This window comes from Rhodococcus sp. 105337 (assembly GCF_012844225.1).
Classification (GTDB): Bacteria; Actinomycetota; Actinomycetes; order Mycobacteriales; family Mycobacteriaceae; genus Rhodococcus.
Genome location: NZ_JABAGQ010000003.1, coordinates 256383 through 280854, shown reverse-complemented (window position 1 = coordinate 280854; position 24472 = coordinate 256383). Strand labels below are relative to the sequence as shown.

Here is a 24472-nt window from a genome sequence, read left to right as displayed (position 1 = left end):
GCCTAACCAATCGTGACCGGGGGTACATCCCGGCGAGAACACATCTGGGAGAAACGTCATGCGGGTTCTTGAACGTAGCCGGGCGCGTAGCGTCGCGGTTCTCGGTGCGGCTGCGCTGCTCACGGCCGGCCTGGTGGGCTGCTCGAGCGACAGCGGCGATGCCTCGGACAGCACGGAGGCGGCTGCTACCCGGACGTTCGAGGCGCAGAACGGCTCGATCGAGATCCCGTCCGATCCGCAGCGCATCGTCGCCTGTGGCTACGCCGCGTTCCCGCTCATCCAGGCCGGGGCGAACCTTGCCGCGGTGTGCGAATGGACCCGCGAGATCGGGAGCATGGACGAGGAGACGCTCGCCGCGTACGAGGAACTGCCGAAGGTGGCACCCGACGGAGCAGCGAGTGAGCTGAACTACGAGGCCATCACGGCTGCCGAGCCCGACCTGATCATCATGGGCGTTCCGGCCCGCGTGCAGTCCCAGGTCGACATGGCCAAGCTCGAGGCCCTTGCGCCGGTCGTGTTCCTCGGCCCCACCAACCCCGGCGACTGGCGCTCGCTCGGCGAGCAGTACGCCGACGCCGCCAACGTCGGTGACGCCTACGGGGAGTTCAAGTCGGAGTACGAAGCGCGTGCCACCGAGATCGCGGACAAGTACGCGGATACCCTCGGCAGCCTGAACTTCGCCGGCCTGTGCAGCACCTGCGGCACCGAGCCGGGCGAGTTCTTCCGCGAGTACAAGTCGTCCTACACCACCAACCTGTTCGACGACCTCGGCTTCACGTTCCCCGGCGAGCCCGTCGATCCCGCAGACGTCCACGGCGAATACGTCTCGCTCGAGCAGCTGCCGCAGAACCTCGCGGACGCAGACGTGATCGTCTACGGCCTCGAAGCGGACGGCTCGGTCTCCGCCGAACTCCAGGAAGTCTTCGACTCGCCGCTGTGGCAGAACCTGCCCGCCGTCAAGGCCGGCAACCTCGTCGGCGTCCAGCACGCCAACGCCGCCACGTACGAAACCGCGCTGCTCGCACTCGACTCCATCGACGCCGCGCTCGACAAGTTGCCCGCGAACCAGAAGCAGTAACACCGTCGCGGTCGACCACCGCGGCTGCCATCGACCGAACGGCCCCCGATGTCCCCGACTCGGGGGCCGTGTTCGTCGTGCCCGACACGCCCGTCTCCGCCCCGGAAAGCTGCCATGACTCGCTCCACTGCGCTCGAAGACATCGTTCCGCTCTCGCCGCTGCAGCAGGGTCTGCTCTACCTGAGCACGATCGCCGCTCCCGCCGAGCCGGCCGGCAACGACGGCAGCGCCGAGCCCGACGCGTACACCGTGCAGTCGGTGCTGCGTCTGTCGGGAACGGTGGACGAGGATCGCATGCGCACGGCAGCGCAGGCGCTGCTCGACCGGCATGCGTCGCTGCGGACGTGTTTCCGGCCCCGCAAGGACGGGCGCACCGCAGGACTCGTCGTACGCGGTGTCGAAGCGCCCTGGCGCAGCGTGGATCTGACGGGAACACCGGGCCCGGAAGCGGAACGGCGCATGCAGGACCTGATCGACGCCGACCTCCGCCACTGGTTCGACCTCACCCAGCCCCCGCTCGTGCGATGGCACTTCGTCAGGTTCGGTGCCGACGACGTGCGGCTGCTCCTCACCACGCATCACATCGTCGTCGACGGATGGTCCACGCCGATCATGGTGCGGGAGCTTCTCGAGCTGTATGCGGCGGGCGAACCCGCCGCGCGCGCCGGTACGGTGCTCGGCCCGGTGCGGCCCTATCGCGACTACCTGGCATGGCTGGAACGGCAGGACCACGACACCGCGCGGCAGCTGTGGCGCGAGACCCTCGCCGAATTCACCGAGCCCAGCCTGGTCGCCCCGCCCGGGTCCACCCGCGCCACCGAGCCGTGCGCCGAGCTGGCCGTCACCGTGCCCCCCGGCCTCGCCGAGCGTCTCGGCACGCTGACCCGCACGGCAGGCGTCACGTTCAACACCGTGCTGCAGACCGCCTGGGCGATGCTCCTGTCCGGTCTGCTCGGCCGCGACGACATCGTGTTCGGCGCGACCGTATCGGGCCGCCCGCCCGAACTCGCCGGCGTCGAATCCATGGTCGGCTTGTTCATCAACACCGTCCCCGTCCGCGTCCGGCTCGACCCACGCGGCACCGTCACCGAGACACTGCGGCGGGTCCAGCTCGATCAGTCGCGCACGGTGGACCACCAGTATCTCGGGCTCGCGGACATCCAGCGCGACGCCGGGATCGGCGAGTTGTTCGACACTCTCACCATCTTCGAGAGCTACCCGGTGGACCGCGAGGCGCTCGAGCGCGCGCAACAGTCCGGCGGCGTCACCATCGCCGGTGTGGAGGCACACGACGCCACCAACTATCCGCTCGTCCTCACCGCAGGACTCGCCGACGACCTCGTCGTGAAGCTCGACTACCGTCCGGCGCTGTTCACCCGTGACGATGCGGCGGCCCTCGGGTCCCGGCTCGTCGCGATCCTCGAGGCCCTTGCGTCCGATGCGGAGGCACCCGTCGCGGCACTCGACGTGTTGCCCGGGGCGGAGCGCGAGCAGGTTCTCGGAGCATGGTCTTCGGGAGCCGGGTCTTCGGGAGCCGGGTCTTCTGCGGCTGCGGACCCTGCCACGGGGACCGTCGTGGATGCGCTCACCCGGCAGTTCCGGAAGCGTTCCGGCGATCTCGCGGTGGTGAGTGGCGACCAGCGGCTCACGTTCGACGACCTGGGCACCGAGTCCGCCCGTCTCGCACGGCTACTCATCGCACGAGGTGTGGGTCCCGACGACCGTGTCGGACTCGCACTGCCGCGCACTGCCGTGATGGTCGAGGCGATCGTGGCGGTGCTCGCCGCAGGCGGGGCGTACCTGCCTCTCGACCCGTCGTACCCGGCCGACCGGCTGAAGCATATGGTGACCGACGCTGCGCCGGTCGTCGTGATCAGTACGTCCGCAGTCGCCGGAGAACTCGGTGACGTGCTCGCCGGAGCCGACGTGCTGCTGCTCGACGATCCCGCTGTGGAACGGACCCGTGCAGAGTTCCCGGCGCACCCGGTCACGGACGGTGACCGCCGCGCACCGCTGCGAGCGGGACACGCCGCCTACGTGATCTATACGTCCGGCTCGACGGGGACTCCGAAGGGGGTCGTCGTCTCCCACGGCAATCTCGCAGATCTTCACGCGGCCCAGAGAAACACGTTGATGTTGCCCGGGATACGGGAGCCGCGCGGGGGTCAGTGGCGTGTGCTGCTGACGTATCCGTTCGCATTCGACTCCGCCGTCGCCGCGCTCACGTGGCTGTTCGACGGGCACACCCTGCACCTCCCGGACGACGACCGCCGGACCGACGTGGACTACCTCGTCGAGTACGTCCGCGCCCATCGCATCGACTACGTCGACACGGTGCCCGTACTCATGACCCGCTTGCTCGAGGGCGGCCTCCTCGATCCCGCACACCACCGGCCGGCCAAGGTGACCGTCGGCGGTGAGGCCGTGAGCGGCGACCTGTGGCGCACGCTCGCCGGATCCGGTGTCGAAGCCTTCAACTGCTACGGCCCCACCGAGTGCACCGTGGATGCCTCGTATGCGCGCATCTCCGGCGGGCCGGTCACGATCGGCGGGCCGACGCCGGGCACCCGGCTGTACGTGTTCGACCACTGGTTGCGGCCCGTCGCGCCCGGCGTGGCAGGAGAGTTGTACATCGCCGGAAACGGTGTCGCGCGAGGGTATCTCGGACGGCCGGGCCTGAGCGCCGACCGCTTCGTGGCCGACCCCTGTGCCGGGTCCGGTGCGCGCATGTACCGCACCGGAGACGTGGTGCGCTGGACCCGTGCGGGCGTTCTGGAATACGTGGGCCGAGACGACGACCAGGTCAAGATCCGCGGCTACCGCATCGAACCCGCCGAGGTCGAGGCCGCGGCCGGCGCCTGTCCGGGCGTGCGGGAGTCCGTGGTCGTTCCGCACACCGACGGCAGGGGCGTGACCAGACTGGTCGCCTACGTGGTGGCCGACGACGCTCTCGAGCCCGCGGATCTGCGTACCACCCTCGCCGCGCGCCTGCCCGAGTACATGGTTCCCGCCACGGTGGTCGTGCTGCCGGCTCTTCCGGTGACGGCGAACGGAAAAATCGACAAGAAGGCCCTTCCCGAACCGGATTTCGCGGCTCTGACAGGTTCCGGCGAGGCGACTACGGAACTCGAGACCACGTTGTGCAGCGCGTTCGCCGATGTACTCGGTCTCGAACGCGTAGGCGTCGACGACGACTTCTTCACCCTCGGCGGGGACTCCATCGTCTCGATCCAGTTGGTGGCGCGACTCCGGGCCGCCGACATCCAGGTCACCGCGCGTCAGGTGTTCGAACTGCGCACCGCGGCCGCGATCGCGGCGGCGCACGACACCGCGCCCGCAGCGGAAGCGGGACGCGAGACGACCCCGGCCGTCGGACCGGTTCCGCTCACCCCGATCGTTTACGACACCCTCACGCACATGTCTGCCCACACGCTGCGGACGTTCACCCAGTCCCGCCTGCTGGTGACACCCGCGGGTCTCTCCACCGGCGACCTCGTCGCCGGTGTGCGTGCTCTGCTGACAACCCACCACATGCTCCGGTCGCGCTTCACCGTCGAGGCCGACGGGAACGCGCCTGCCTCCTGGACCGTGCCCGAGGAGGTACCCGATGCCGAGGGGCTGGTCCGGCACGTGGACGTGCGTGGACTCGACTCCGACCGGTGGCAGGCGGAGTTCACCGCCGCCCAGGACGCCGCCCGGGCAGCGATCGATCCCGCTGCCGGCGTGATGGTGCAGCTCGTCTTCTTCGACGCCGGCCCCGAGGTGCCCGGCCGCGTGCTGGTGACGGTGCACCACCTCGTGGTCGACGGGGTGTCCTGGCGCATCCTCGTCCCGGACCTCGCGAGTGCGGTGGACGGTGTCCGCCGTGGTGCCGCCGGTGCGCTCGAGGAACCGCGAACCTCGTTCCGGGACTGGGCGACCGGACTCGCGGAGGCCGCACACTCGGATCGGGTGACACAGACCCGCCCGGTGTGGTCGCGATCGCGCACGGACACGGCGGGCGGCGCGGGTGAGCATACCGCGCTCGGTTGCCGCGCCTTGGACCCCGCCCGCGACACGGTGTCGACATCGGCGTCGGTCGAGGTACAGGTTCCCGGCGACATCACCGCACGCATCCTCACCTCTGTACCCGCCGCCTTCCGCACCGGCGTCGCCGATGTCCTGCTCGCAGCCCTTGCGATGGCGGTGACGTCGGTCCGCGGCGGATCGGCGGTCCGGGTGCACCTGGAAGGACACGGCCGCGAGGAGCACATCGTGCCCGGCGCCGACCTGTCCCGCACGGTCGGCTGGTTCACCTCGATGTATCCCGTCGTCCTCGACCTCGGCGCATCTCCCGACAACCCTGCCCTCTGCCTCGCCCACGTCAAGGAGTCGCTGCGCGCGGTACCGGACAACGGAATCGGATTCGGGATCCTGCGGCGCCTGTCCGGCGGGGACGACGACCTGTTCACCGGCTACCGCGCTCCCGAGATCGTCTTCAACTATCTCGGACGCATGACGCTCGGGGAGACCGCGTCGGCTCCGTGGTCGGCGGCTCCCGAGGCTGCCGCGCTCGGCGGATCCGTCGACCCGGCCACGCCGCTCGATCATGTGCTCGATGTCAACGCGATCACCGACGACGGCCCGGACGGTCCGGTGCTGTCCGCCGAATTCACCTATGCCACCGGCCTACTGGACGCCGTGACGGCAGAGCGGATCGCCCGCGCCTGGGGCGAGGCGCTCGCCACCCTGTCCCGTGTCGCAGACGAACCCGCCGCAGTTTCCCTCACCCCGTCCGATCTGACGGCGACCGGGCTGACGGTCGAGGAGACGGCGGAACTCGGCCGCGCGGTCACCGGCGGGCTCGAGGACGTCGTACCGCTGACCCCGCTGCAGCGCGGCATGTACTTCCTGTCGGGTCTCGACGAGGACGGCGTCGACGTCTACACGATGCAGTCGGTTCTCGATCTCGACGGTGTGATCGACACGGTGTTGCTGCGCCGCAGCATCTCTCGTCTGATCGAACGGCATGCCGTGCTGCGCACCGGCTTCCGGATCTCCGCTTCGGGTGTCCCGATCGGGGCCGTCGCAACCGCGGTCGAGACGCCGTTCGAGGTGATCGACCTGTCCGCGGACGCCGACCCTGCCGGACGCGCCGACGCATTCGCGGAGTCCGACCGTGTGGACCGGTTCGCTGCCGACACCGCACCGCTCGTCCGCTTCCGCCTGCTGCAGTTGTCCGACGACCGGTCGCGCCTGGTGTTCACCGCACACCATCTCGTCCTGGACGGGTGGTCCACGCCGCTGCTGGTGCAGGAACTGTTCCAGATCTACGCGGCCGGTGGTGACACATCGGGTCTGGCCCGGGCGGTGCCGTTCACCGACTACCTCGCCTGGCTCGACCGCCAGGACGGTGCCGCCGGACTCGAGGTGTGGCGCGAGGCGTTGTCGGGTGTCGAGGAACCGACACTCGTCGCACCAGCCGGGTCGTCGATGCAGGCCGAACTGCCCGGCGAACTCTCGATCGAGGTTCCGGACGCGTTGTCGGAGCGGCTTCTGTCCGTGAGCCGCTCCCGCGGTGTCACGGTGAACACCGTGGTGCAGACGGCGTGGGGACTGCTGCTCGCCGCGCTCACCGGACGGCCGGACGTGGTGTTCGGTGCGATCGTCTCGGGGCGCGTGCCGGACGTCCCCGGTGTGGAGTCGATGATCGGACTGTTCATCAACACCGTCCCCGTGCGGGTCCGCACTTCCGCCGAGGAGTCGGTCGCAGAGTTGCTCTCGCGCATGCAGTCCGAGCAGAACCGGGTGATGGATCACCAGTACGTCGGTCTCGCGGACGTGCAGCGCGCCGTAGGAGTGGGCGAACTGTTCGACACCCTGCTGGTGTTCGAGAACTATCCGGTGGACCGCGACGCCCTCGATCGCGCCCAGCACGACAGCGGAGTCCGGGTGTCGGCGATGAACGGCACGGACGCCACCAACTTCCCCCTCGTCCTCGTCGCGGGGTTGCAGGACACGCTGCGCCTGGTGCTCGAATACCAGCCGGCGGTCTTCGGTGAGCACGACGCCGCAGCGGTAGGACAGCGGCTCGTCCGGATCCTCGAGCAACTCGTCGCAGACCGGCCGGTGCCCGTCGCGCACCTCGACGTGCTGACCGACGCGGAACACCGGAACGTGCTCGGCCGGTCGGACACCCCGCACGCGCCCGCGTCGGGAGCGGCCACGGTTGCCGACCTGCTCGACGCGCAGATCGCCCGCACCCCGGACGTTCCGGCGGTCGTGTCCGGTGCGGTGACATTGTCGTTCGCAGAACTCGGGGATCGGTCGGCCCGTCTGGCACGTCTGCTGATCGGTGCCGGTGTCGGCCCCGAGACGGTCGTGGGATTGGCCCTGCCCCGGTCCGAGCACATGATCGTGGCCATCGCCGCCGCGATCCGGTCGGGCGGCGTGTACGTGCCCATGGATCCGTCCTATCCCGCCGACCGCCTGGCACACATGATTGCGGACTCCGGACCGTGCGTCATCGTGACCACCGCAGACGTCGCCGGCCGGATCGACGCCGTCGCGGGGGAGACCCCCGTGGTCGTGCTCGACGACCCCGCGACCCGGAAAGCCCTCGCGTCGCTGCCCGCGACCCCCGTGACCGACGCGGACCGTCGCGCGGTGTTGCACCCGGACAACGGCGTGTACGTGATCTACACATCGGGATCGACCGGCGTGCCGAAGGGCGTCGCCGTCACCCACGCGAATTTGCTCAACCTGTTCGACAGCCACCGCGCCGACCTCTACGTGCCCACGGTCGCCGCGTCGCAGCGCGAGGTCGTCGGCGTGGGCCACGCGTGGTCGTTCGGCTTCGACGCGTCGTGGCAGCCCACGCTCTGGATGTTCGACGGCCACACCGTGCACGTCTTCGACGAGGACACGATGCGCGATCCGGAACGGATGGTCGCCTACACGATCGAGCACCGTCTCGATTTCCTCGAGGTCACCCCGTCCTTCCTCGACCGGATGCTCGCCGCAGGGCTCTACGACCATCCGCACCGTCCCGCCACGGTGGGATTCGGCGGTGAAGCCGTCAACCCCGCGTCGTGGCGCCGCCTCCGGGAACTCACCGACGGGCGCGCATTCAACCTGTACGGACCGACCGAATGCACCGTCGACTCCCTCGTCGGCAAGGTCACCGACGCCGATACACCGTGTCTGGGCAGAGCGGTGCACGGCGGCGGCGCGCACGTCCTCGACGCGATGCTCAGGCCCGTTCCGACGGGCGTGGCGGGCGAGCTCTACATCTCCGGAGACGGTGTCGCACGCGGCTATCTCGGCCGTCCCGACCTCACCTGCACCCGGTTCGTCCCGAACCCGTTCGGCAGCAGCGGATCCCGGTTGTATCGCACCGGCGATGTCGTCAAGCGGGTGGCCGGGGCGGACGGCAGCACCGTGCTCGAGTTCCTCGGCCGCGGCGACGACCAGGTCAAGATCCGGGGTTTCCGCGTCGAACTCGGCGAGGTCGAAGCGGCCCTCACGGCCGTACGCGGCGTACGCGACGCGGTCGTGGTCGCGCACACCGACAACCGTGGTGTGGTCCGTCTCGTCGGCTACGTGACGCCGGACGGGGACGTCGACCCGGCCGCCGTTCGGGCTGCGACCGCGGTGACATTGCCCGACTACATGGTCCCCGCCGTCGTGATGGTGCTCGACCGATTTCCCGCGACCGTCAACGGCAAGGTCGACCGGAAGGCACTGCCCGAACCGGATTTCGCGGCGCTCGTCGGGTCGCGGGAACCGAGCACTCCCGCAGAGGCTGCGCTCGCCGCCGTCGTCGCAGACGTCCTCGGACTGGACCGCGTCGGCGCCGACGACGACTTCTTCTCCCTCGGAGGAGATTCCATCGTCTCGATGCAGCTCGTCTCGAAGGCACGTGCTGCCGGCGTGCGGATCACGACCCGTCAGGTCTTCGAACTGCGCACCGTCGCGGATCTGGCCGCGGCGGCCGACACGGCCGGTCCGGTGCACGAGCGGGTCTACGGCACCGGCGAAGCGATCGGTGACGTCCCGCTCGTGCCGATCGTGTGGGAGGCACTCGGCTGGGGAAGCGACCTCGGCCGCTTCTCCCAGGCCCGGTTGCTCGTCGCTCCGTCCGGGCTGACTGTGCCCACGTTGCAGACGGCCGTCACGGCGCTGCTGGATGTGCATCCGATGCTGCGATCTCGGTTCCGCGCCGGGGGTGCTCGTCCGACGTGGACGGTCCCGGCGGAGCGCGCGCCGGAGGTCCCCGCCATCGATGCACTGGTCCGGCGCGTCGACGCGACGCATCTCGGTGAGGCCGGCGTCGACGACCCGCGGTGGCAGGACCTGTTCGCTGCCGAACGGGAACGGGCCTATTCCTCGCTCGACCCGGACGCGGGCGTGATGCTCCAGGTGGTGTGGTTCGATTTCGGGCCCCGGACCGCGGGTCGTGTCCTCGTCGCCGTTCACCACCTGGTCGTGGACGGGGTGTCGTGGCGGATCCTGGTCCCGGACCTGGCGGACGCGGTCGAGCAGGCCGCCGGTGGCGGAACCATTCGGCTCGCCGCCTCCGGTACCCCGTTCCGCGCCTGGGCCACCGGACTCGTGGAGGCGGCACGATCGGAGCGGGTCGTCGAGTCCTGGCCGGCCTGGGAACCCGCCCTGTCGACATCCGAGCCGTCCCTGGGAGAGCGTGGCCTCGATCCTTCCGTCGACACCGTGTCCGCGCTCCGCTCGGTCCGCGTGCGTGTCCCGGTCCCGGTGACCGAACGGGTGCTCGCCGGCGAGTCGATCAACGAGGCGCTGCTCACCGCGCTCGCTCTGGCAGTGGCGTCGGTGCGTGGCGGGGACACCGTGCGTGTCGAACTCGAGGGACACGGCCGCGAGGAGGATGTGGTGCCGGGCGCCGACATCTCCCGCACGGTCGGATGGTTCACCTCTATGTTCCCGGTTGCCCTCGACCTCACCGGAATCGACATCGGCGACGCGCTCGAGGGCGGCCCGGCCGCAGGTGACGCACTCGCCCGCGCCACCCGGTCGTTGCGCGCTCTGCCGGACAACGGGATCGGTTTCGGTGTGCTGCACCGCTTCAATCCGGAGTTCGCGGACCGGTTCGCCGGGTACCGCCGACCCGAGGTGGTGTTCAACTACCTCGGCCGGATGACGCTCGGCGAAGAGACCGGCGCCCCGTGGTCGGGTGCCCCCGAGGCGCCGGCACTCGGCGGGTCGGTGGATCCGTCGACACCGCTCGATCACGTCCTGCAGGTCGACGCGATCACCGAGGACACCGAGGACGGTCCCGTCCTGGACTGCGAATTCGCCGCGGCCACCGGGGTTGTCGGCGCCGGCACCCTCGAGTTGCTGTCGCAGCGCTGGGTGCAGGCACTGACCGCCCTCGCCGGTCGCCGATCCCCGGTCGCTTGAACGACTTTCGAACCGTCAGCAGAAGGAGACAGAACATGTTGGACCGCGCGACCATCTTCGCCGATACCGCCCGCATCCTGGAGGTGGAGCCGGACGAGCTCGACCCGGCCGTGAATCTGGTGGATCAGGGCCTCGATTCGGTGCGCCTGATGGCGCTGATCGAACAGTGGCGCGGCGCGGGCGCAGACATCGATTTCGTGTCGCTGGCATCCGAACCCGACCTCGAGCAGTGGTGCGCCCTGCTCGCCGGACAGTGAGCGGATCGCCGTGGCCTTCCTCGAGAAACTGACCATCGACCTCGATCCGATCCGGACCAGTCGCGAATTCCGGTACCTGTTCACCGCGCGGGTGGTGTCGCTGCTGGGGCTCGGGTTCCTCATCGTCGCGGTCCCGGTGCAGGTCTACCAGCTCACCGGATCCACCGCCCAGGTCGCGGCAGTGACCGCGGTCCTCGGAATCACCACGTTCGCCGCGACTTTCGTCGGCGGTGTCCTCGCGGACCGGTTCGACCGTCGCAACGTGATCGCCATTGCGCGGGGGACCGCGGCAGTGGCATTCGCGCTGCTCGCCGTCAACGCCTACCTGCCCGAGCCGCAGATGTGGGCGATCTACCTCATCTCCGTTGTCGACGGGGCGGCGGGCGGTATCTCGGCGACCGCCCTGATGGCCGTCACCCCCAGCCTGGTTCCGCGCGACAAGCTCGCGGCGGCCGGAGCCCTCATGGCGCTCACCGCAGATCTCGGCTCGATGGTCGGCCCGGCACTGGGTGGTGTCGTGATCGCCGCCGGTGGCGTGGGCCTGGCCTATGCGCTCGCCGCGTTCACCACCGTGATCACCACCTTCTGCATCACCCGGCTGCCACCGCTGCCGCCGGCGACGGTGTCCGTCGAATCACCGCTGAGATCGATCGCCGCGGGCTTCACGTACGCGTTCCGCAACCGGGTGATCGGCCAGGTGCTCGTCGTAGGTTTTGCCGCGATGCTGCTCACCGGCTGGGCCGTGCTGCTCCCGGCGTTCGCCGACCGCGTGCTCGGCGCGGGGCCGTCGGTGGTCGGGTTGCTCTATGCCGCGCCGGCTGTCGGTGCCGTCCTCGGTTCGCTCACGAGCGGCTGGACGGGTTCCGTCCGTCGGTCGGGCCTGGTCGTCTTCGTCCTCATGGCCGTCTCGGCCGCAGGGCTCGCCGGAGCGGGCGCGACCGGCGTGACCGCGGTGGTGCTGCTGGGCCTGGCAGCGTACGGATTCGGCGACTCGCTCGCCGATGTGATGCGGTATGCGACGGTGCAGCGCAACACGGCCGACGAGTACCGCGGGCGTATCGCCGCGGTGTGGTCTGCTCAGGTGACTGCGGGTACGTCGCTCGGTGCGATCGCCGCCGGTGTGATCGCGTCGGTGGTGCCGATGTCGGTGGCACTGACGGTGTACGGAGTCGCCGGTATCGTGCTCGTCGTCGTGATGTGGGCGTCGTTCCCGACGTTGCGGCGGTTCGTGGACGACGATCGGCTCGAACCTGTCTCCTGACCACGGTCGGCGTCCGGTGTAGCCGCAGACCCGGCCGTTCGATCGAACCGTCCACGTCCGGTGTGCAGAAACGCCGCTTATCGTGACCGCATGGGGTGGCACCGCCAGAATTCGGGTTTCCGGGGTCCGTCGTTGGGGTTTGCGCTGGGTTCACTGTTGTTCGCGATCGGGGCGGCCCCCGGCTACGCGACGACGGTCGGTGCCCATATCGGCAACCTCACCTACTTCGCCGGTTCGCTGTTCTTCACCGCGGCCGCGTTCGCCGAGTTCCGGTTCACCGGGCGGGTTACTCCCGGACCGTCGACGTCCCGTGTCAACCGGTACGACTGGTGGTCCGCCCTGACCCAGTTCGTCGGCACCGTGCTGTTCAACCTCAGTACAGGTGCCGCCGTGATCCGCAGTCTGTCGGCACCCGAACGAGACGAGTTCGTCTGGCAACCGGATATGTTCGGGTCGCTGTGTTTCCTCGTCTCGAGTGGACTGGCCGTCGTCGCGACGACCGATGTCGACGGCCTGTGGGATCCGCACGCCCGCAACTGGGCCAGTACGTGGCTGAATGCGGTCGGTTCGATCGCGTTCGGTGTCTCCGCGGTCGGATCGCTCGTCGTCCCGGCCACGCAACGGCTCGAAAGCGCGACGGCCGCGAATCTCGGCACGCTGACTGGCGCGGTGTGTTTCCTCGTCGCTTCGCTGTTGATGCGTGCTCCCGACCCACCGCGGTCGCCGGTGGACGGCACGCCGCGGGGGCGACCCTCCCGTTCGTGAAGACTGTCGATTTCGAGCAAGCACCCGGCGTGATTTCCTCCCGTCCAGCCGAGTCTCGCCCGGCGCGCGCAAAAGTCGGTAAGAATGCGGTAATCGAACTCCGACCGTGGGAGGTGCCGTGAACCGATCCGTCGAGCGTCCGGACGACGAGTGGCCGAGTCTGCGTGTCGCCGACTGGGCCGCCACCCGCGACACCCTGCACATGTGGCTGCAGATCGTGGGCAAGATCCGGTTGGTCCACTCGCCGCCGGTCAACCATTGGTGGCACACGACGTTGTACGTCACGCCACGCGGCTTGGGTACCTCGTCGATTCCCTACCGCGGCGGTGTGTTCGATCTCGAATTCGATTTCTGCGAGCACAACCTCGGGATCCGTTCGAGCGACGGAGGCCGTAGCGCCGTCCCGCTCACGGCGCAGCCCGTGTCGGAGTTCTACTCGCGCACCTTCGGCGCCTTGGACGAACTGGGCATCGAGACCCGGATCCATGGTGCGCCCAACGAGGTCGACCCGGCGATCCCCTTCGCGCAGGACCACCAGCACAGCACGTACGACCCCGACGCGGCACACCTGTTCTGGCGGCAACTGCTCCGAGCCGACCGTGTCCTGCAGCAGTTCCGGGGCGAGTACCTGGGCAAGGTCAGCCCGGTTCACTTCTTCTGGGGAGCAATGGATCTGGCCTGCACCCGATTCTCGGGCCGCACCGCACCGCCACATCCCGGCGGAATTCCGCACTGCCCCGACGAGGTGATGACCGAGGCCTACTCGCACGAGCTGAGCAGCTGTGGATTCTGGCCCGGCGGTGGAGACGAGGGCGCCTTCTACTCGTATGCCTACCCCGCTCCGGACGGCTACGCGGACCGTCCCGTGCGCCCGGATGCCGCGTACTACTCGTCCGAGCTCGGCGAGTTCGTGTTGCCCTACGAGGCGGTGCGCACGGCAGCCGACCCCGACGCGGAAGTGCTGGGTTTCCTCCGCAGCACCTACGACGCCGCAGCGGATCTCGGGAACTGGGATCGCGCGCACCTCGAGCGTTCGACCTAGCGGACGGCTCGGAAGCCGGCCAGTCGGCGCTGCCCACCGCCGGGGGCGGGCTCGTCAGAAGTGTGCGTTCCGGACGCCGTGCGCCCACAATTCGATCGCCGCGTAGCCGTCGCCGACTCCTTGCGTGTACGCCACCAGTGCACCGTAGAGGCGGCTGCCTTCCGCGGCCAATTCGATGGTGCCCACCCAGTCGGCCGCACGCGCCATGACGTGCGCCGAGATGTCCGTGACGTCGCGCGTCGCGCCGGAGACCGCGGTGAACGACTCGTCCGCGATCCGGAACGTCTCGGTCACGCCCCGCCAGTAGTACTCGGCGTCCATCGCTGAACGCAGTGACTGATAGTCGGTCGTGTCCTGCATCGCCCTGGCATTCCGGAGCTGGTTCGCCGCATGCTCGGACGATCCCAGCGGGACGTATGTCATGTCGTCGACGGTCTCGTTGCCTGCACGTCTGGTCCTCACCGCAGAGATGGTGCCCGATCGCGCGGCAGAACGAAACATCCGGTCTGTAACGATCCGCGCGACCGGGGTGGGTCCTCAGTGAGCGTGCTGGTGATCGTGGTCGTGATCGTGGGGGAGGACCTCGTCGTGTTCGTCCTCGACCCGGTCGTGGTCGGCGGTCTTGCCGTAGCCGGTCTCCGTCATCCCGCGTCGCCAGTAGCCGATGACGAGCGTGGCCTTTCGGTCGAACCCTGCCTCGTTCCGCAGCCACTTGCGCATCGCCAGCACGGTCTTCGACTCCGCCGACACCCACGCGAACTTCGTGACGTCACCCCCGGGGATCTCGACCGCGGTCGCGGCGTCGAACAGTTGATCGGTGGTGCCCGCGGGGGCGCCGTGGCGGTGGATCCAGCGGATTTCGACTCCGTCGGGATGGCGCAGGTCCTGCTGCTCGTGCTCGTCGGCCACCTCGATCAGGGCGACACCGGTGGCGTCCTCGCGCATGTGCTCGAGCATCCGCCCGATGGCGGGCAGGGCCGTCTCGTCACCGACGATCAGATACCAGTCGGCCTCACCGGCGGTCACTCCGCCCGCGCCCGCGGCAGCGATCACGTCCCCCGGGCGGGCATGTTCGGCCCAGCCGCTCGCGAGGCCCTCGTCGCCGTGCTTGACGAAATCGATGTCCATCTCGGCGGTCTCGGGGTCGAGGCGGCGGACCGTGTATGTGCGAACCTGCTGTTTCACGGTCGGATCGGGCCATGCGAGCCGACCCCATCCGTTACGGGCAGGCACCTCGAGTCGACCGTTCGCGCGGGGAAACACCAACTTGATGTTCGGCACCCGGCCCGGGACGGAGGCATATTCGGCGACGCCGGGGCCGGCGAACGTGATCCGGCGCATGTGAGGCGTGATGTCCTCGACCCTCGCCACTTCGATGAGGACGGGGAGCATCCCGTATTCGTTGGTCATAGCGGACACCTTAGGGCACCCTGACCACATTCAGGCAGAGTCGGATTCCGATTGCCGGCGGTTCGGAATGAGTGCGACACAGAAGGTGAGGACGACCGCGCAGACGAGCACCGCGGTGAAGACGGGTGCGACGGACGCCGCAAGCTCCGCGGCGTCCGGGACGGATCGACCGGTGGGCGCATCGGAACGGGACAGCGCGGTGTTCGCGAGCGCACCGAACACGGCGACACCCACGGCGCTTCCCAGTGCGCGGGCGAAGGCATTGGCACCGGTGACCACACCCCGTTCGGCCCACTCGACACTCGATTGTGCGGCGATGAGTGCGGGGCTCGCGATCAGGCCCATTCCGAGACCGATGAGCACGCAACAGCCTGCGACGTGCCACGGCGAGGATCCGATTCCGAGCCGGGTGAGCAGGACCGCCCCGGCCAGCAGCGGCACCGCACCGACCAGGCCGGTCAGCCGGAACCCGATCCGCAGATACAACCGGCCGGACTGCGACGCCGCTATGGGCCAGCCGATGGTCATCGTGGCGAGGGCGAATCCGGCGACCAGCGCGGACGTACCGAGAGCACCTTGCACGAACGACGGGATGTACGACGTCAACCCGAGTACGACCGCGCCGACGAGGGCCGAGACGGCGCTCGTGGTGATCAGGACCCGGCGGGTAAGCACCCACATCGGCAGGATCGGTTCGGCCGCGCGGGACTCGATCCATCCGAAGACCACCAGCAGGGCGATCCCACCGGCGAAGATGCCGATGCTCATGCCCGAGGACCACGCCCACGACTGGCCACCCTCGAGCAGGCCGAGGATCACGAGCGCCGCGCCCGCGGCGAGTGTCACTGCGCCCGCCCAGTCCACGCGTCGCGCGCTGCCGGAGGGACGGTCCTCGTGGAAGTTGCGGACGATCACCCATGCAGCGATCGCGCACAGCGGCACGTTGATCCAGAAGATCCACCGCCACGACCAGAAGTCGGCGAAGACCCCGCCCAGGGCCGGACCCACGACCGCGGACATCCCCCACACACTGGCGAGATATCCCTGTGCTTTCGCGCGCTCGGCCACGGTGTAGATGTCACCGGCGACGGTCTGCGCCATGGGCAGCACGGCACCTGCACCGAGGCCCTGGACGGCGCGGAACGCGATGAGGGCGGGCATGCTCCACGCCAGCGCACACAACACCGATCCCAGCGCGAAGACCCCGATGCCGAACAGCAGCACCGGCGTGCGGCCGAAGGTGTCCGACAACTTGCCGTACACCGGGACCAGCACCGCCTGCGTGAGCAGGTAGCTGGAGAACAGCCAGGGGAACTGGGTGAATCCGCCGAGGTCGGCGACGATCGTGGGCACCGCCGTCGCGAGGATCGTGCTCTCGAGCGCAACCAGGGAGGTCGCGAGCATCAAGGCGATGAGGATCGGCCCGCGCTCGGAGCGGAATCCGACATCCACCCGTGACGATGCAGTCATGACGCCCCTGTCCTGGCTCGAACACCGGTTCCGGACCATTGTCGTCGATGGGATATCCGCCACGGCGTTCGGTCCCCGTCCGCATCGCGCACTAGGGTGTCAGCGTGCGTCCTTCACTCGAGTCCTATCCCCACCTCGCCGGCGGCAAGGTCCGTGATCTGCATGTCGTCGACGACGAGCACCTGCTTCTCGTCGCCAGCGACCGGATCTCGGCCTACGACCACGTGCTCGACACGCCCATCCCCGACAAGGGCCGGGTCCTCACCGCGATGAGCGTGTTCTTCTTCGATCTGCTCGATGCGAACAACCACCTCGCCGGCGAACCCGACGACGAGCGCATCCCCGAAGAGGTGCTCGGCCGCGCGCTCGTGGTGAAGCGGCTCGAGATGGTGCCCGTCGAGTGCGTCGCGCGCGGTTTCCTCACCGGGTCCGGCCTGCTCGACTACCGCGCCACCGGCGCGGTGTGCGGCGTCGCGCTTCCCGAGGGTCTCGTGGAGGCGAGCATCCTGCCCGAACCGATCTTCACTCCGGCCACGAAGGCCGCGCTCGGTGATCACGACGAGAACATCACCTTCGACCAGGTGGTCGAGAAACTCGGCGTGAATCTTGCGATGAAATTGCGTCAGGACACCCTCGATATCTACGGCCGCGCCGCGATGTACACCTCCGAGCGCGGCATCCTGCTCGCCGACACGAAGCTCGAGTTCGGTCTGGACAAGGCCGGCAATCTCGTCCTTGCCGACGAGGTGCTCACTCCCGACTCGTCGCGGTACTGGGATGCCGCCGAGTACGAGGAGGGCAAGGTGCAGCCGAGCTTCGACAAGCAGATCGTCCGTAACTGGCTCACCAGCGAGGAATCCGGCTGGGACCGCGCGTCCGACACTCCGCCGCCGGCGCTCCCGCAGTACATCGTCGACAAGACGCGTGCGCGGTATATCGAAGCCTACGAGCGTATTTCCGGGCTCTCCTTCGACGATTGGATCGGCTGAACGCAGATGACCTCCTCGAATTCGACCCCGCCGGTCGCCCAGAAGGTTCCGCACGAGCGTGTCCATCACGGCCACACGTTCGTCGACGACTACGAATGGTTGCGCGACAAGGAATCACCCGAGGTCGTCGCGTACCTCGAGGCCGAGAACGCGTGGACCGACGCGCAGACCGCGCACCTGGCGCCGTTGCGTGAGTCGATCTTCGAGGAGATCAAGTCCCGTACGCAGGAAACCGACATGTCGGTTCCCGCTCGTATGGGCAACTGGTGGTACTACGCACGGACCGTCGAGGGCAAGCAGTACGGCATCCAGTGCCGGGCCCCGATCACGGACGCGGACGACTGGACGCCGCCCGAGGTCACTCCCGGCGTCGACCTGCCGGGCGAACAGGTGCTGCTCGACGGAAACGTGGAAGCCGAAGGGCACGAGTTCTTCTCCATCGGCGCGTTCTCGATCAGCCAGGACGGCACGCTGCTGGCGTACTCGACCGATGTCGTCGGTGACGAGCGGTACACGCTGCGCTTCAAGAATCTCGAGACCGGTGAACTGCTCCCCGACGAAATCACCGGCACCGCACCGGGAGCCACCTGGGCCCTCGATCACAGCCACGTCTTCTATCAGACGGTGGACGAGTCGTGGCGCCCCGACACCGTGTGGCGGCACAAACTCGGCACCCCGCGCGACGAGGACGTGAAGGTCTTCCACGAGCCCGACGAGCGGTACTGGGTGTCGATCGGCTCGACCCGCAGCGAGAAGTATCTCATGATTTGGGTCGGGTCCAAGATCACCACCGAGGGGTGGATTCTCGAATCCGATGATCCCACAGGTGAATTCAGAGTTCTCCTCCCGCGTCGTGAGGGTGTCGAGTACGGCGCCGAGCATGCGGTGATCGGCGGCCGGGACCGGCTGTTGATCATGCACAACGATGTCGACCCGGACACGGGGGAGAAGGCCGAGAACTTCGTCCTCGCCGAAGCGCCGGTCGACGACCCGTCGTCGCTGCGCACCCTCATCGGGCACCGCCACGACGTGCGCCTCGAAGACGTCGAGGCGTTCGAGGGTCACCTGGTGCTCGGCTACCGGCGCGAGGCGCTCACCCGGATCGCGGTGTGGCCCCTCACCGACGACGGATACGGCGAACTCACCGAACTCGAGTTCGACGAGGAATTGTTCGCAGTCGGTCCGGGTGGCAATCCCGAGTGGAAGCAGCCCGTCCTGCGCCTCGGCTTCACCTCGTTCATCACCCCGACCCGTGTCTACGAGTACGTCGTGGCCACCGGCGAACTGCTGCTGCGCAAATCGCAGCCGGTGCTCGGCGATTTCGACCCGGCACGCTACGAACAGCGTCGCGAATGGGCCACCGCCGAAGACGGCACCCGGATTCCGCTGTCGATCGTGCAGCGCAAAGACCTGGCGGACGGGCCTGCTCCGACCCTGCTGTACGGCTACGGATCCTACGAAGCCAGTATCGATCCGGGATTCTCGGTAGCCCGACTGTCGTTGCTCGACCGCGGCATGGTGTTCGTGGTCGCGCACGTGCGCGGTGGCGGCGAGATGGGTCGGCACTGGTACGAAAACGGCAAGACCCTCACGAAGAAGAACACCTTCACCGACTTCGTCGCGTGCGCGCGGCATCTCGTCGACGAAGGTGTGACCGGCCCGGACCGGCTCGTGGCGGACGGCGGCAGTGCGGGTGGACTGTTGATGGGTGCGGTTGCCAACATCGCTCCCGAACTGTTCGCGGGCATCCTCGCGAACGTGCCGTTCGTCGACCCGCTGACCTCCATCCTCGATCCGTCGCTGCCGTTGACGGTGATCGAGTGGGACGAGTGGGGCAACCCGCTCGACGATCCCGAGGTGTACGAGTACATGCGCTCCTACAGCCCGTACGAGAACGTCGGAGCCCACGACTATCCGGCGATCCTCGCGATCACCAGCATCAACGACACCCGCGTGCTGTACGTCGAACCCGCCAAGTGGGTCGCGAAGTTGCGAGCCACCAAGACCGGCGACTCGCAGTTGCTGCTCAAAACCGAAATGAGCGCGGGGCACGGTGGTGTCTCCGGTCGCTACGAGAAGTGGCGCGAGGTGGCTTTCGAGTTCGCGTGGGTGCTCGAGACGTCGGGTGCCTACCGCGCGGAGACCGCGCCGCGACCCGCCGGGTCGTAACCGGCGGGTTCGTGCGACTGTTGCCCGGTCAGCGGCGGAACAGGGACCGCAGCGTCCGAGCCGGGCTCGGCGCCGGAGCGGTGTCCTGACCGCAGGTGCAGCGGTCGCCGGCGGGTACGGATCGCATGACGGCGTCGACATGCTGTCCGCAGCCGCCCCATCCGGTCTTCCGGCAGTTCGGGCAGGTGACGGGGTAACACATGGGGTTCTCCTTCTTCGTTGTTGTCGGTCCGGCTCCGGCCGGACCGATCAGGCCGCGACGTGGCTCTCGGCCCACGCGTTGTAGCCGCCGGTGAGATCCGAGACGTTGTCGAAGCCGTGGGCGCGGAGCAACGACGCCGCCACGCTCGAGCGCCATCCACCGGCGCAGTGCACCACGATGGGCTTACCCGTCGGTACCTGCCCGAGCCGAGTGCGCAACTGTGCCAACGGGATCGGCACCGCACCGGGGATCGTGCCGAGTTCGCGCTCACCGGGGTTGCGGATGTCGACGAGGGTGACGGTGCCGGCGGCGAGCAGGGTGTCGAGTTCCTCGACGGAGGTGCGGGGTGCGGTCCGAACCAGTTCGGTCAGCTCGGCCGGGAACATGCCGTCGGCGACGGCGAGATAGCCGATCGCGTTGTCCGATCCGATCCGGGCGAGGCGTACCGCCGCCTCCTGTTCCTCGCCGGGGTAGGTGATGAGCACGATCCTCTCGCCGACCTCGGCGACCATGCCACCGGTCTCGGCGAAGCGTCCGTCGAAACCGACGTTGACCGATCCGCGCAGGTGCCCGGCGGCGAAATCGTCGACGCTGCGTGCGTCGAGAACACGGGTGCCCGCGGTGAGCTCGGTCCGGACCTGAGCCGGAGTCAGCATCGGGATGGTGTGGTCCTGGGCGAGCAGCGGGTGGATCCGCTTGTTCATGGCGGCATCGGCCGAGAAGTACGACGGTGCGGCCGGCTGGCCCTCGGTGATCAGCGCGACGAAGTCGTCTTCGCTCATCGGCTGCACCGAGGGGTTGCTCACTCGCTGCTCTCCGATCGTGGAGGTCAGCTCGGTGGAGAGATTCTTTCCACAGGACGAACCGGCACCGTGGGCGGGCATGACCGTGACCTCGTCGGGCAGTGTCAGCAGTTTCTCGTGCACCGTACGGAACATCGCCCGGGCCAGGTCGCTCGTGGACCCGTCGCCGAGGTTGACCAGGTCCGGCCGGCCGACGTCGCCGATGAAGAGCGAGTCGCCGGTGAGTACTGCGGACGGTGCGGCGTCGGGACGCTCACGTACGACCACCGAGATCGATTCCCAGGTGTGCCCCGGGGTGGAGAGGATCTCCAGGTGGACTTCGCCGAGGGAAAGTTGCTCCCCGTCCCGTAGGCGGCGAATGGGGTAGTCGGTCTCGGCCGCTTCGCCGAAACCGATCCATGCGCCGGTCGCGTCCACCAGTTCGAGGTGTCCGGAGACGAAGTCCGCGTGGAAGTGGGTGTTGATGACGCCTTCGATGGTGAGGTTGTGCTTCGCGGCGTCGTCGAGATAGTCGCCGATATCGCGGCGCGGATCGACCACGATCGCCCGGCCGGTGCTCTCGTCGCCGATCAGGTACGACGCGTGGGACAGGCACTCGATGTAGTACTGCTCGAGAATCATGGGTTCCTCCGTTGCTGATTCCGGGTCTGTGGACAGCGTGGCATATACCCCCTAGGGTATGTCAAGTACCCCCCGGGGTATCGTGCTGCACAGAGTTTCGTCTCCGGCTCCGCATGGGGAACCCCGGAGTGCTAGGGAAGCTCCCGCAGCAGATCATAGTTTTAGATACCCCTAGGGGTATGTGTACGATGAGTTCCCAGAATACCCCATGGGGTAATTGCGTCGCCTAGTGCGCACACAACCCAGAATCGAAAGGCCCTCCTTATGACCACGTCCGGTCCCGCCACCCTCGACCCGAGTGCGCTCCACGAACTGATCGGCGCCGATGCGAACGTGCGTGTCGTCGACGTCCGCACCCCCGGCGAGTTCGAGTCCCTGCACATCGCGGGCGCCTACAACGTGCCCCTCGACCTGCTGCGCGAGCACCGCGACGAGTTCCTCGCCCACCTCGACGAGAGCATCGTCCTGGTGTGCCGGTCCGGGCAGCGTGCGACGCACGCCGAGGAGACCCTGCGCGAGGCGGGGCTGCTCAACGTGCACATCCTCGAGGGCGGGATGACGAGTTGGGAAGGACAGGGTCTGCCGGTCGTTCGCGGTGCCGCACGCTGGGAACTCGAACGCCAGGTTCGTCTGCTCGCGGGCTCGCTGGTGCTGGGCTCGGTCCTGGGCAGTGTCGCCGTGCCCAAGCTCAAGTGGCTCGCCGCCGGCATCGGTGGCGGTCTGAGCTTTGCGGCACTGTCGAATACGTGCGCGATGGGCATGATGCTGTCGAAGCTGCCCTACAACCGCGGCGCCACCTGTGATCCGCAGACGATCGTGGCACAGTTGACCGCTTCCAGCGGCACTGCAGCCGAAGGGAACTGATCGTGATCGCGCTGACCGTGTCACTGGCGGTCCTTGTCGGCGTCACCCTCGGGTTGCTCGGCGGCGGAGGATCCATCCTGACCGTCCCTCTGCTCGCCTACGTCGCGGGCATGGACGCCAAGGAAGCGATCGCCACCTCCCTGCTCGTAGTCGGTGTCACGAGCGCGGTCGGCGCGATCTCCCACGCGCGGGCGGGCCGCGTGCAGTGGCGCACCGGCATCCTGTTCGGTGCGGCGGGCATGGTCGGTGCCTACGCCGGTGGCCTGTTCTCGCGCTTCATTCCCGGCGGCATCCTGCTGCTCGCGTTCGCGGCCATGATGATCGCCACCGCGGTCGCGATGCTGCGCGGCCGCAAGAACAAGGCAGCAACCGGAAGTGCTGTTCCCGCTATGCCGGTCGGGAAGATTCTGCTCGACGGCGTGGTCGTCGGGTTGGTCACCGGTCTGGTCGGTGCCGGTGGTGGTTTCCTCGTCGTGCCCGCGCTCGCGCTCCTCGGCGGACTGCCCATGCCCATCGCCGTGGGTACCTCACTCATCGTGATCGCCATGAAATCCTTCGCGGGGCTCGGTGGCTACCTCTCGTCCGTGCAGATCGACTGGCGCCTGGCGGCGATGGTGACCGGCGCCGCGGTGGTCGGCAGCCTGATCGGTGGCCGGCTCACCTCGAAGGTCGATCCGGATACGCTGCGTAAGGGCTTCGGGTGGTTCGTTCTGCTGATGTCCTCCGTCATCATTGCGCAGGAACTGCATCCCGCTGTGGGAGGCGCGGTCGCGGTCCTCACGCTGGTTGCCGCCGGCACCGCCTATGCGTGCACACGCACTACCCGCTGTCCGCTGCGGCGATGGCGTCGAATCCCCATTGCTGCCGCATAATTCGCGAACTCTCTCGTGCAGACCGACCAGGGCCGGGTTGGGCACCACTCTGCGTCCGGAAGCGGAGCGGGTCCTAGAACGGGTTATGCTCAACAACTAGGTTAGGCGAGTGACAGCTGCGGGGTCTCCGGTTTCCGGGTCCTCGAGGCCTGAACTCGTTTGTGGCGCAGGCAGATGAGTTGGCCGCCATTGTGCGGCTGCGCGACGAGGCTGTGGTCGATCGGCGGAGGTTGGACCAATATTTGTCATCTCTGGCAGATGAGCAGGACACGTCTTCAACACACTGTTGGTAGATCGAGGTAATGCACGTGCTCGCGAAGTCCAGAGAAATTGGATGGAATCGGAGACGGGCCTCGGACGTTTTTGCGGCGTCTGCTGGGGTGGGGTCTTGATTTGGTGTTGTTTGGGTGCCGTCGGTGGTTACAGTGGCGGCAACCCGGGAGGTTGGACTGACATGGGTTCTCGGTCTGGTTACATCACTTGCCCTGAGGATGCTGAGCACTTCGCGGCTGCTCTGATGCGGGATATGGGCTTCGTTGACGCGATTGTGACCGGGGCCGGTCCCGATGGGGGCCTCGATGTCGTCGCTCGTCGTGCGGTCGCGCAGGTGAAGTGGATGCATGCGAGGGTGGGGCGGCCGGACTTGCAGCGACTGTACGGTGCCCGGGGGTCGGATCACTCCAAGTCCTTGTTGTTCTTCACGGAATTGTTCTCCGAATCGCCGTACACCCCGCAGGCGGTCGACTACGCGAACGCGCATGGGATCGGGTTGTTTGCTTACACCTCGGACCGGAATCTCTTCCCTCAGAATCAGCACGCAGTGGATTTCGCCGCGGGTATAGACCTGGTTTGTGCGGCGCGTATGAAGAGGGCAGTGCGTATGGCGGTCGTCCGCCAGGTGGTGTGGTCGATTCTTTTGTTCTGCTCGTTTTGTGGAGTGCTGATCACCGCTGTCGGCGGCGATCCTGCTGTACGGGGGTGGCTTGTTGCGACCGTGTTGTGCGCTTCGGGGGTTGCGCTTGCGTGGTTCTACCGGCCAGGTGTGAAGTAGCACGTTAGCGGCGACGAGGTCGACTCTTCTTCCGGAGGTTTATCCGTATGGCCGTGGTGCGGTGTGGAGCCAACGTTTGTCATGGCGGTTACATCGACGTGGTCCTCGGATGGATCAGACATTGTATGGCTCCCTGATGGGCCAGGGATCTCTCCTGAATACGCCGATCGAGGGGCCGCCGACTGTATAGGCTTTCGCGCGCACGAC

At 68.0% G+C, this 24472-nt stretch carries 15 protein-coding genes; 11 read left to right on the top strand and 4 right to left on the bottom strand.

The window, feature by feature from the left end:
- Positions 1-58 precede the first annotated feature (58 nt).
- From HF886_RS07705 to HF886_RS07680, 6 genes are all read left to right on the top strand, one after another.
- Positions 59-1078, top strand: a complete 1020-nt coding sequence (locus tag HF886_RS07705) for an ABC transporter substrate-binding protein (RefSeq protein WP_169621318.1) — start codon at positions 59-61, stop codon at positions 1076-1078.
- 114 nt (positions 1079-1192) lie between these two features.
- Positions 1193-10489 carry a non-ribosomal peptide synthetase gene (locus HF886_RS07700; RefSeq protein ID WP_169651975.1) on the top strand — a complete coding sequence of 3099 codons (9297 nt, stop codon included), beginning with the start codon at positions 1193-1195 and terminating at the stop codon, positions 10487-10489.
- A gap of 35 nt (positions 10490-10524) precedes the next feature.
- Positions 10525-10746, top strand: coding sequence for a phosphopantetheine-binding protein (locus tag HF886_RS07695; protein WP_169621316.1), 222 nt, complete (start codon positions 10525-10527; stop codon positions 10744-10746).
- A 10-nt stretch (positions 10747-10756) separates the two neighbouring features.
- Positions 10757-12007 carry an enterobactin transporter EntS gene (gene entS, locus HF886_RS07690; protein ID WP_169651974.1) on the top strand — a complete coding sequence of 417 codons (1251 nt, stop codon included), beginning with the start codon at positions 10757-10759 and terminating at the stop codon, positions 12005-12007.
- A 90-nt stretch (positions 12008-12097) separates the two neighbouring features.
- Complete coding sequence (locus tag HF886_RS07685; RefSeq protein WP_169651973.1) at positions 12098-12772, top strand: YrhK family protein; 675 nt, start codon at positions 12098-12100, stop codon at positions 12770-12772.
- Positions 12773-12890: 118 nt separating this feature from the next.
- Positions 12891-13814 (top strand): DUF5996 family protein, encoded by a 924-nt coding sequence (locus HF886_RS07680; RefSeq protein WP_169621313.1) that lies wholly within the window; start codon positions 12891-12893, stop codon positions 13812-13814.
- 54 nt (positions 13815-13868) lie between these two features.
- Here HF886_RS07680 and HF886_RS07675 read toward each other — a convergent pair whose 3' ends face one another.
- The 3 genes from HF886_RS07675 to HF886_RS07665 form a co-directional block, all read right to left on the bottom strand.
- Positions 13869-14276 (bottom strand): hypothetical protein, encoded by a 408-nt coding sequence (locus HF886_RS07675; RefSeq protein ID WP_296551430.1) that lies wholly within the window; start codon positions 14274-14276, stop codon positions 13869-13871.
- 75 nt (positions 14277-14351) lie between these two features.
- Entirely contained in the window at positions 14352-15224 is an 873-nt protein-coding gene (locus HF886_RS07670) for a siderophore-interacting protein (protein ID WP_169651972.1), read from the bottom strand.
- A gap of 30 nt (positions 15225-15254) precedes the next feature.
- Positions 15255-16694, bottom strand: coding sequence for an MDR family MFS transporter (locus HF886_RS07665; RefSeq protein ID WP_169651971.1), 1440 nt, complete (start codon positions 16692-16694; stop codon positions 15255-15257).
- 104 nt (positions 16695-16798) lie between these two features.
- Between HF886_RS07665 and HF886_RS07660 the strand changes: the two genes are divergently transcribed.
- Complete coding sequence (locus tag HF886_RS07660) at positions 16799-17683, top strand: phosphoribosylaminoimidazolesuccinocarboxamide synthase (RefSeq protein ID WP_169651970.1); 885 nt, start codon at positions 16799-16801, stop codon at positions 17681-17683.
- Positions 17684-17689: 6 nt separating this feature from the next.
- Complete coding sequence (locus tag HF886_RS07655; protein ID WP_169651969.1) at positions 17690-19852, top strand: S9 family peptidase; 2163 nt, start codon at positions 17690-17692, stop codon at positions 19850-19852.
- Positions 19853-20101: 249 nt separating this feature from the next.
- Here HF886_RS07655 and HF886_RS07650 read toward each other — a convergent pair whose 3' ends face one another.
- Positions 20102-21478 (bottom strand): MBL fold metallo-hydrolase, encoded by a 1377-nt coding sequence (locus HF886_RS07650; protein ID WP_169651968.1) that lies wholly within the window; start codon positions 21476-21478, stop codon positions 20102-20104.
- A gap of 264 nt (positions 21479-21742) precedes the next feature.
- Here HF886_RS07650 and HF886_RS07645 point away from each other — a divergent pair, with 264 nt between their 5' ends.
- The 3 genes from HF886_RS07645 (at position 21743) to HF886_RS07635 (ending at position 24265) form a co-directional block, all read left to right on the top strand.
- A complete protein-coding gene (locus tag HF886_RS07645; RefSeq protein WP_169621307.1) occupies positions 21743-22342 on the top strand; it encodes a rhodanese-like domain-containing protein in 600 nt (199 codons plus the stop codon).
- Positions 22343-22344: 2 nt separating this feature from the next.
- Positions 22345-23214, top strand: a complete 870-nt coding sequence (locus HF886_RS07640; RefSeq protein WP_169651967.1) for a sulfite exporter TauE/SafE family protein — start codon at positions 22345-22347, stop codon at positions 23212-23214.
- Between the two features lie 334 nt (positions 23215-23548).
- Positions 23549-24265: a restriction endonuclease gene (locus tag HF886_RS07635; RefSeq protein WP_346765315.1), complete on the top strand. Its 717-nt coding sequence runs from the start codon at positions 23549-23551 to the stop codon at positions 24263-24265.
- Positions 24266-24472 lie beyond the last annotated feature (207 nt).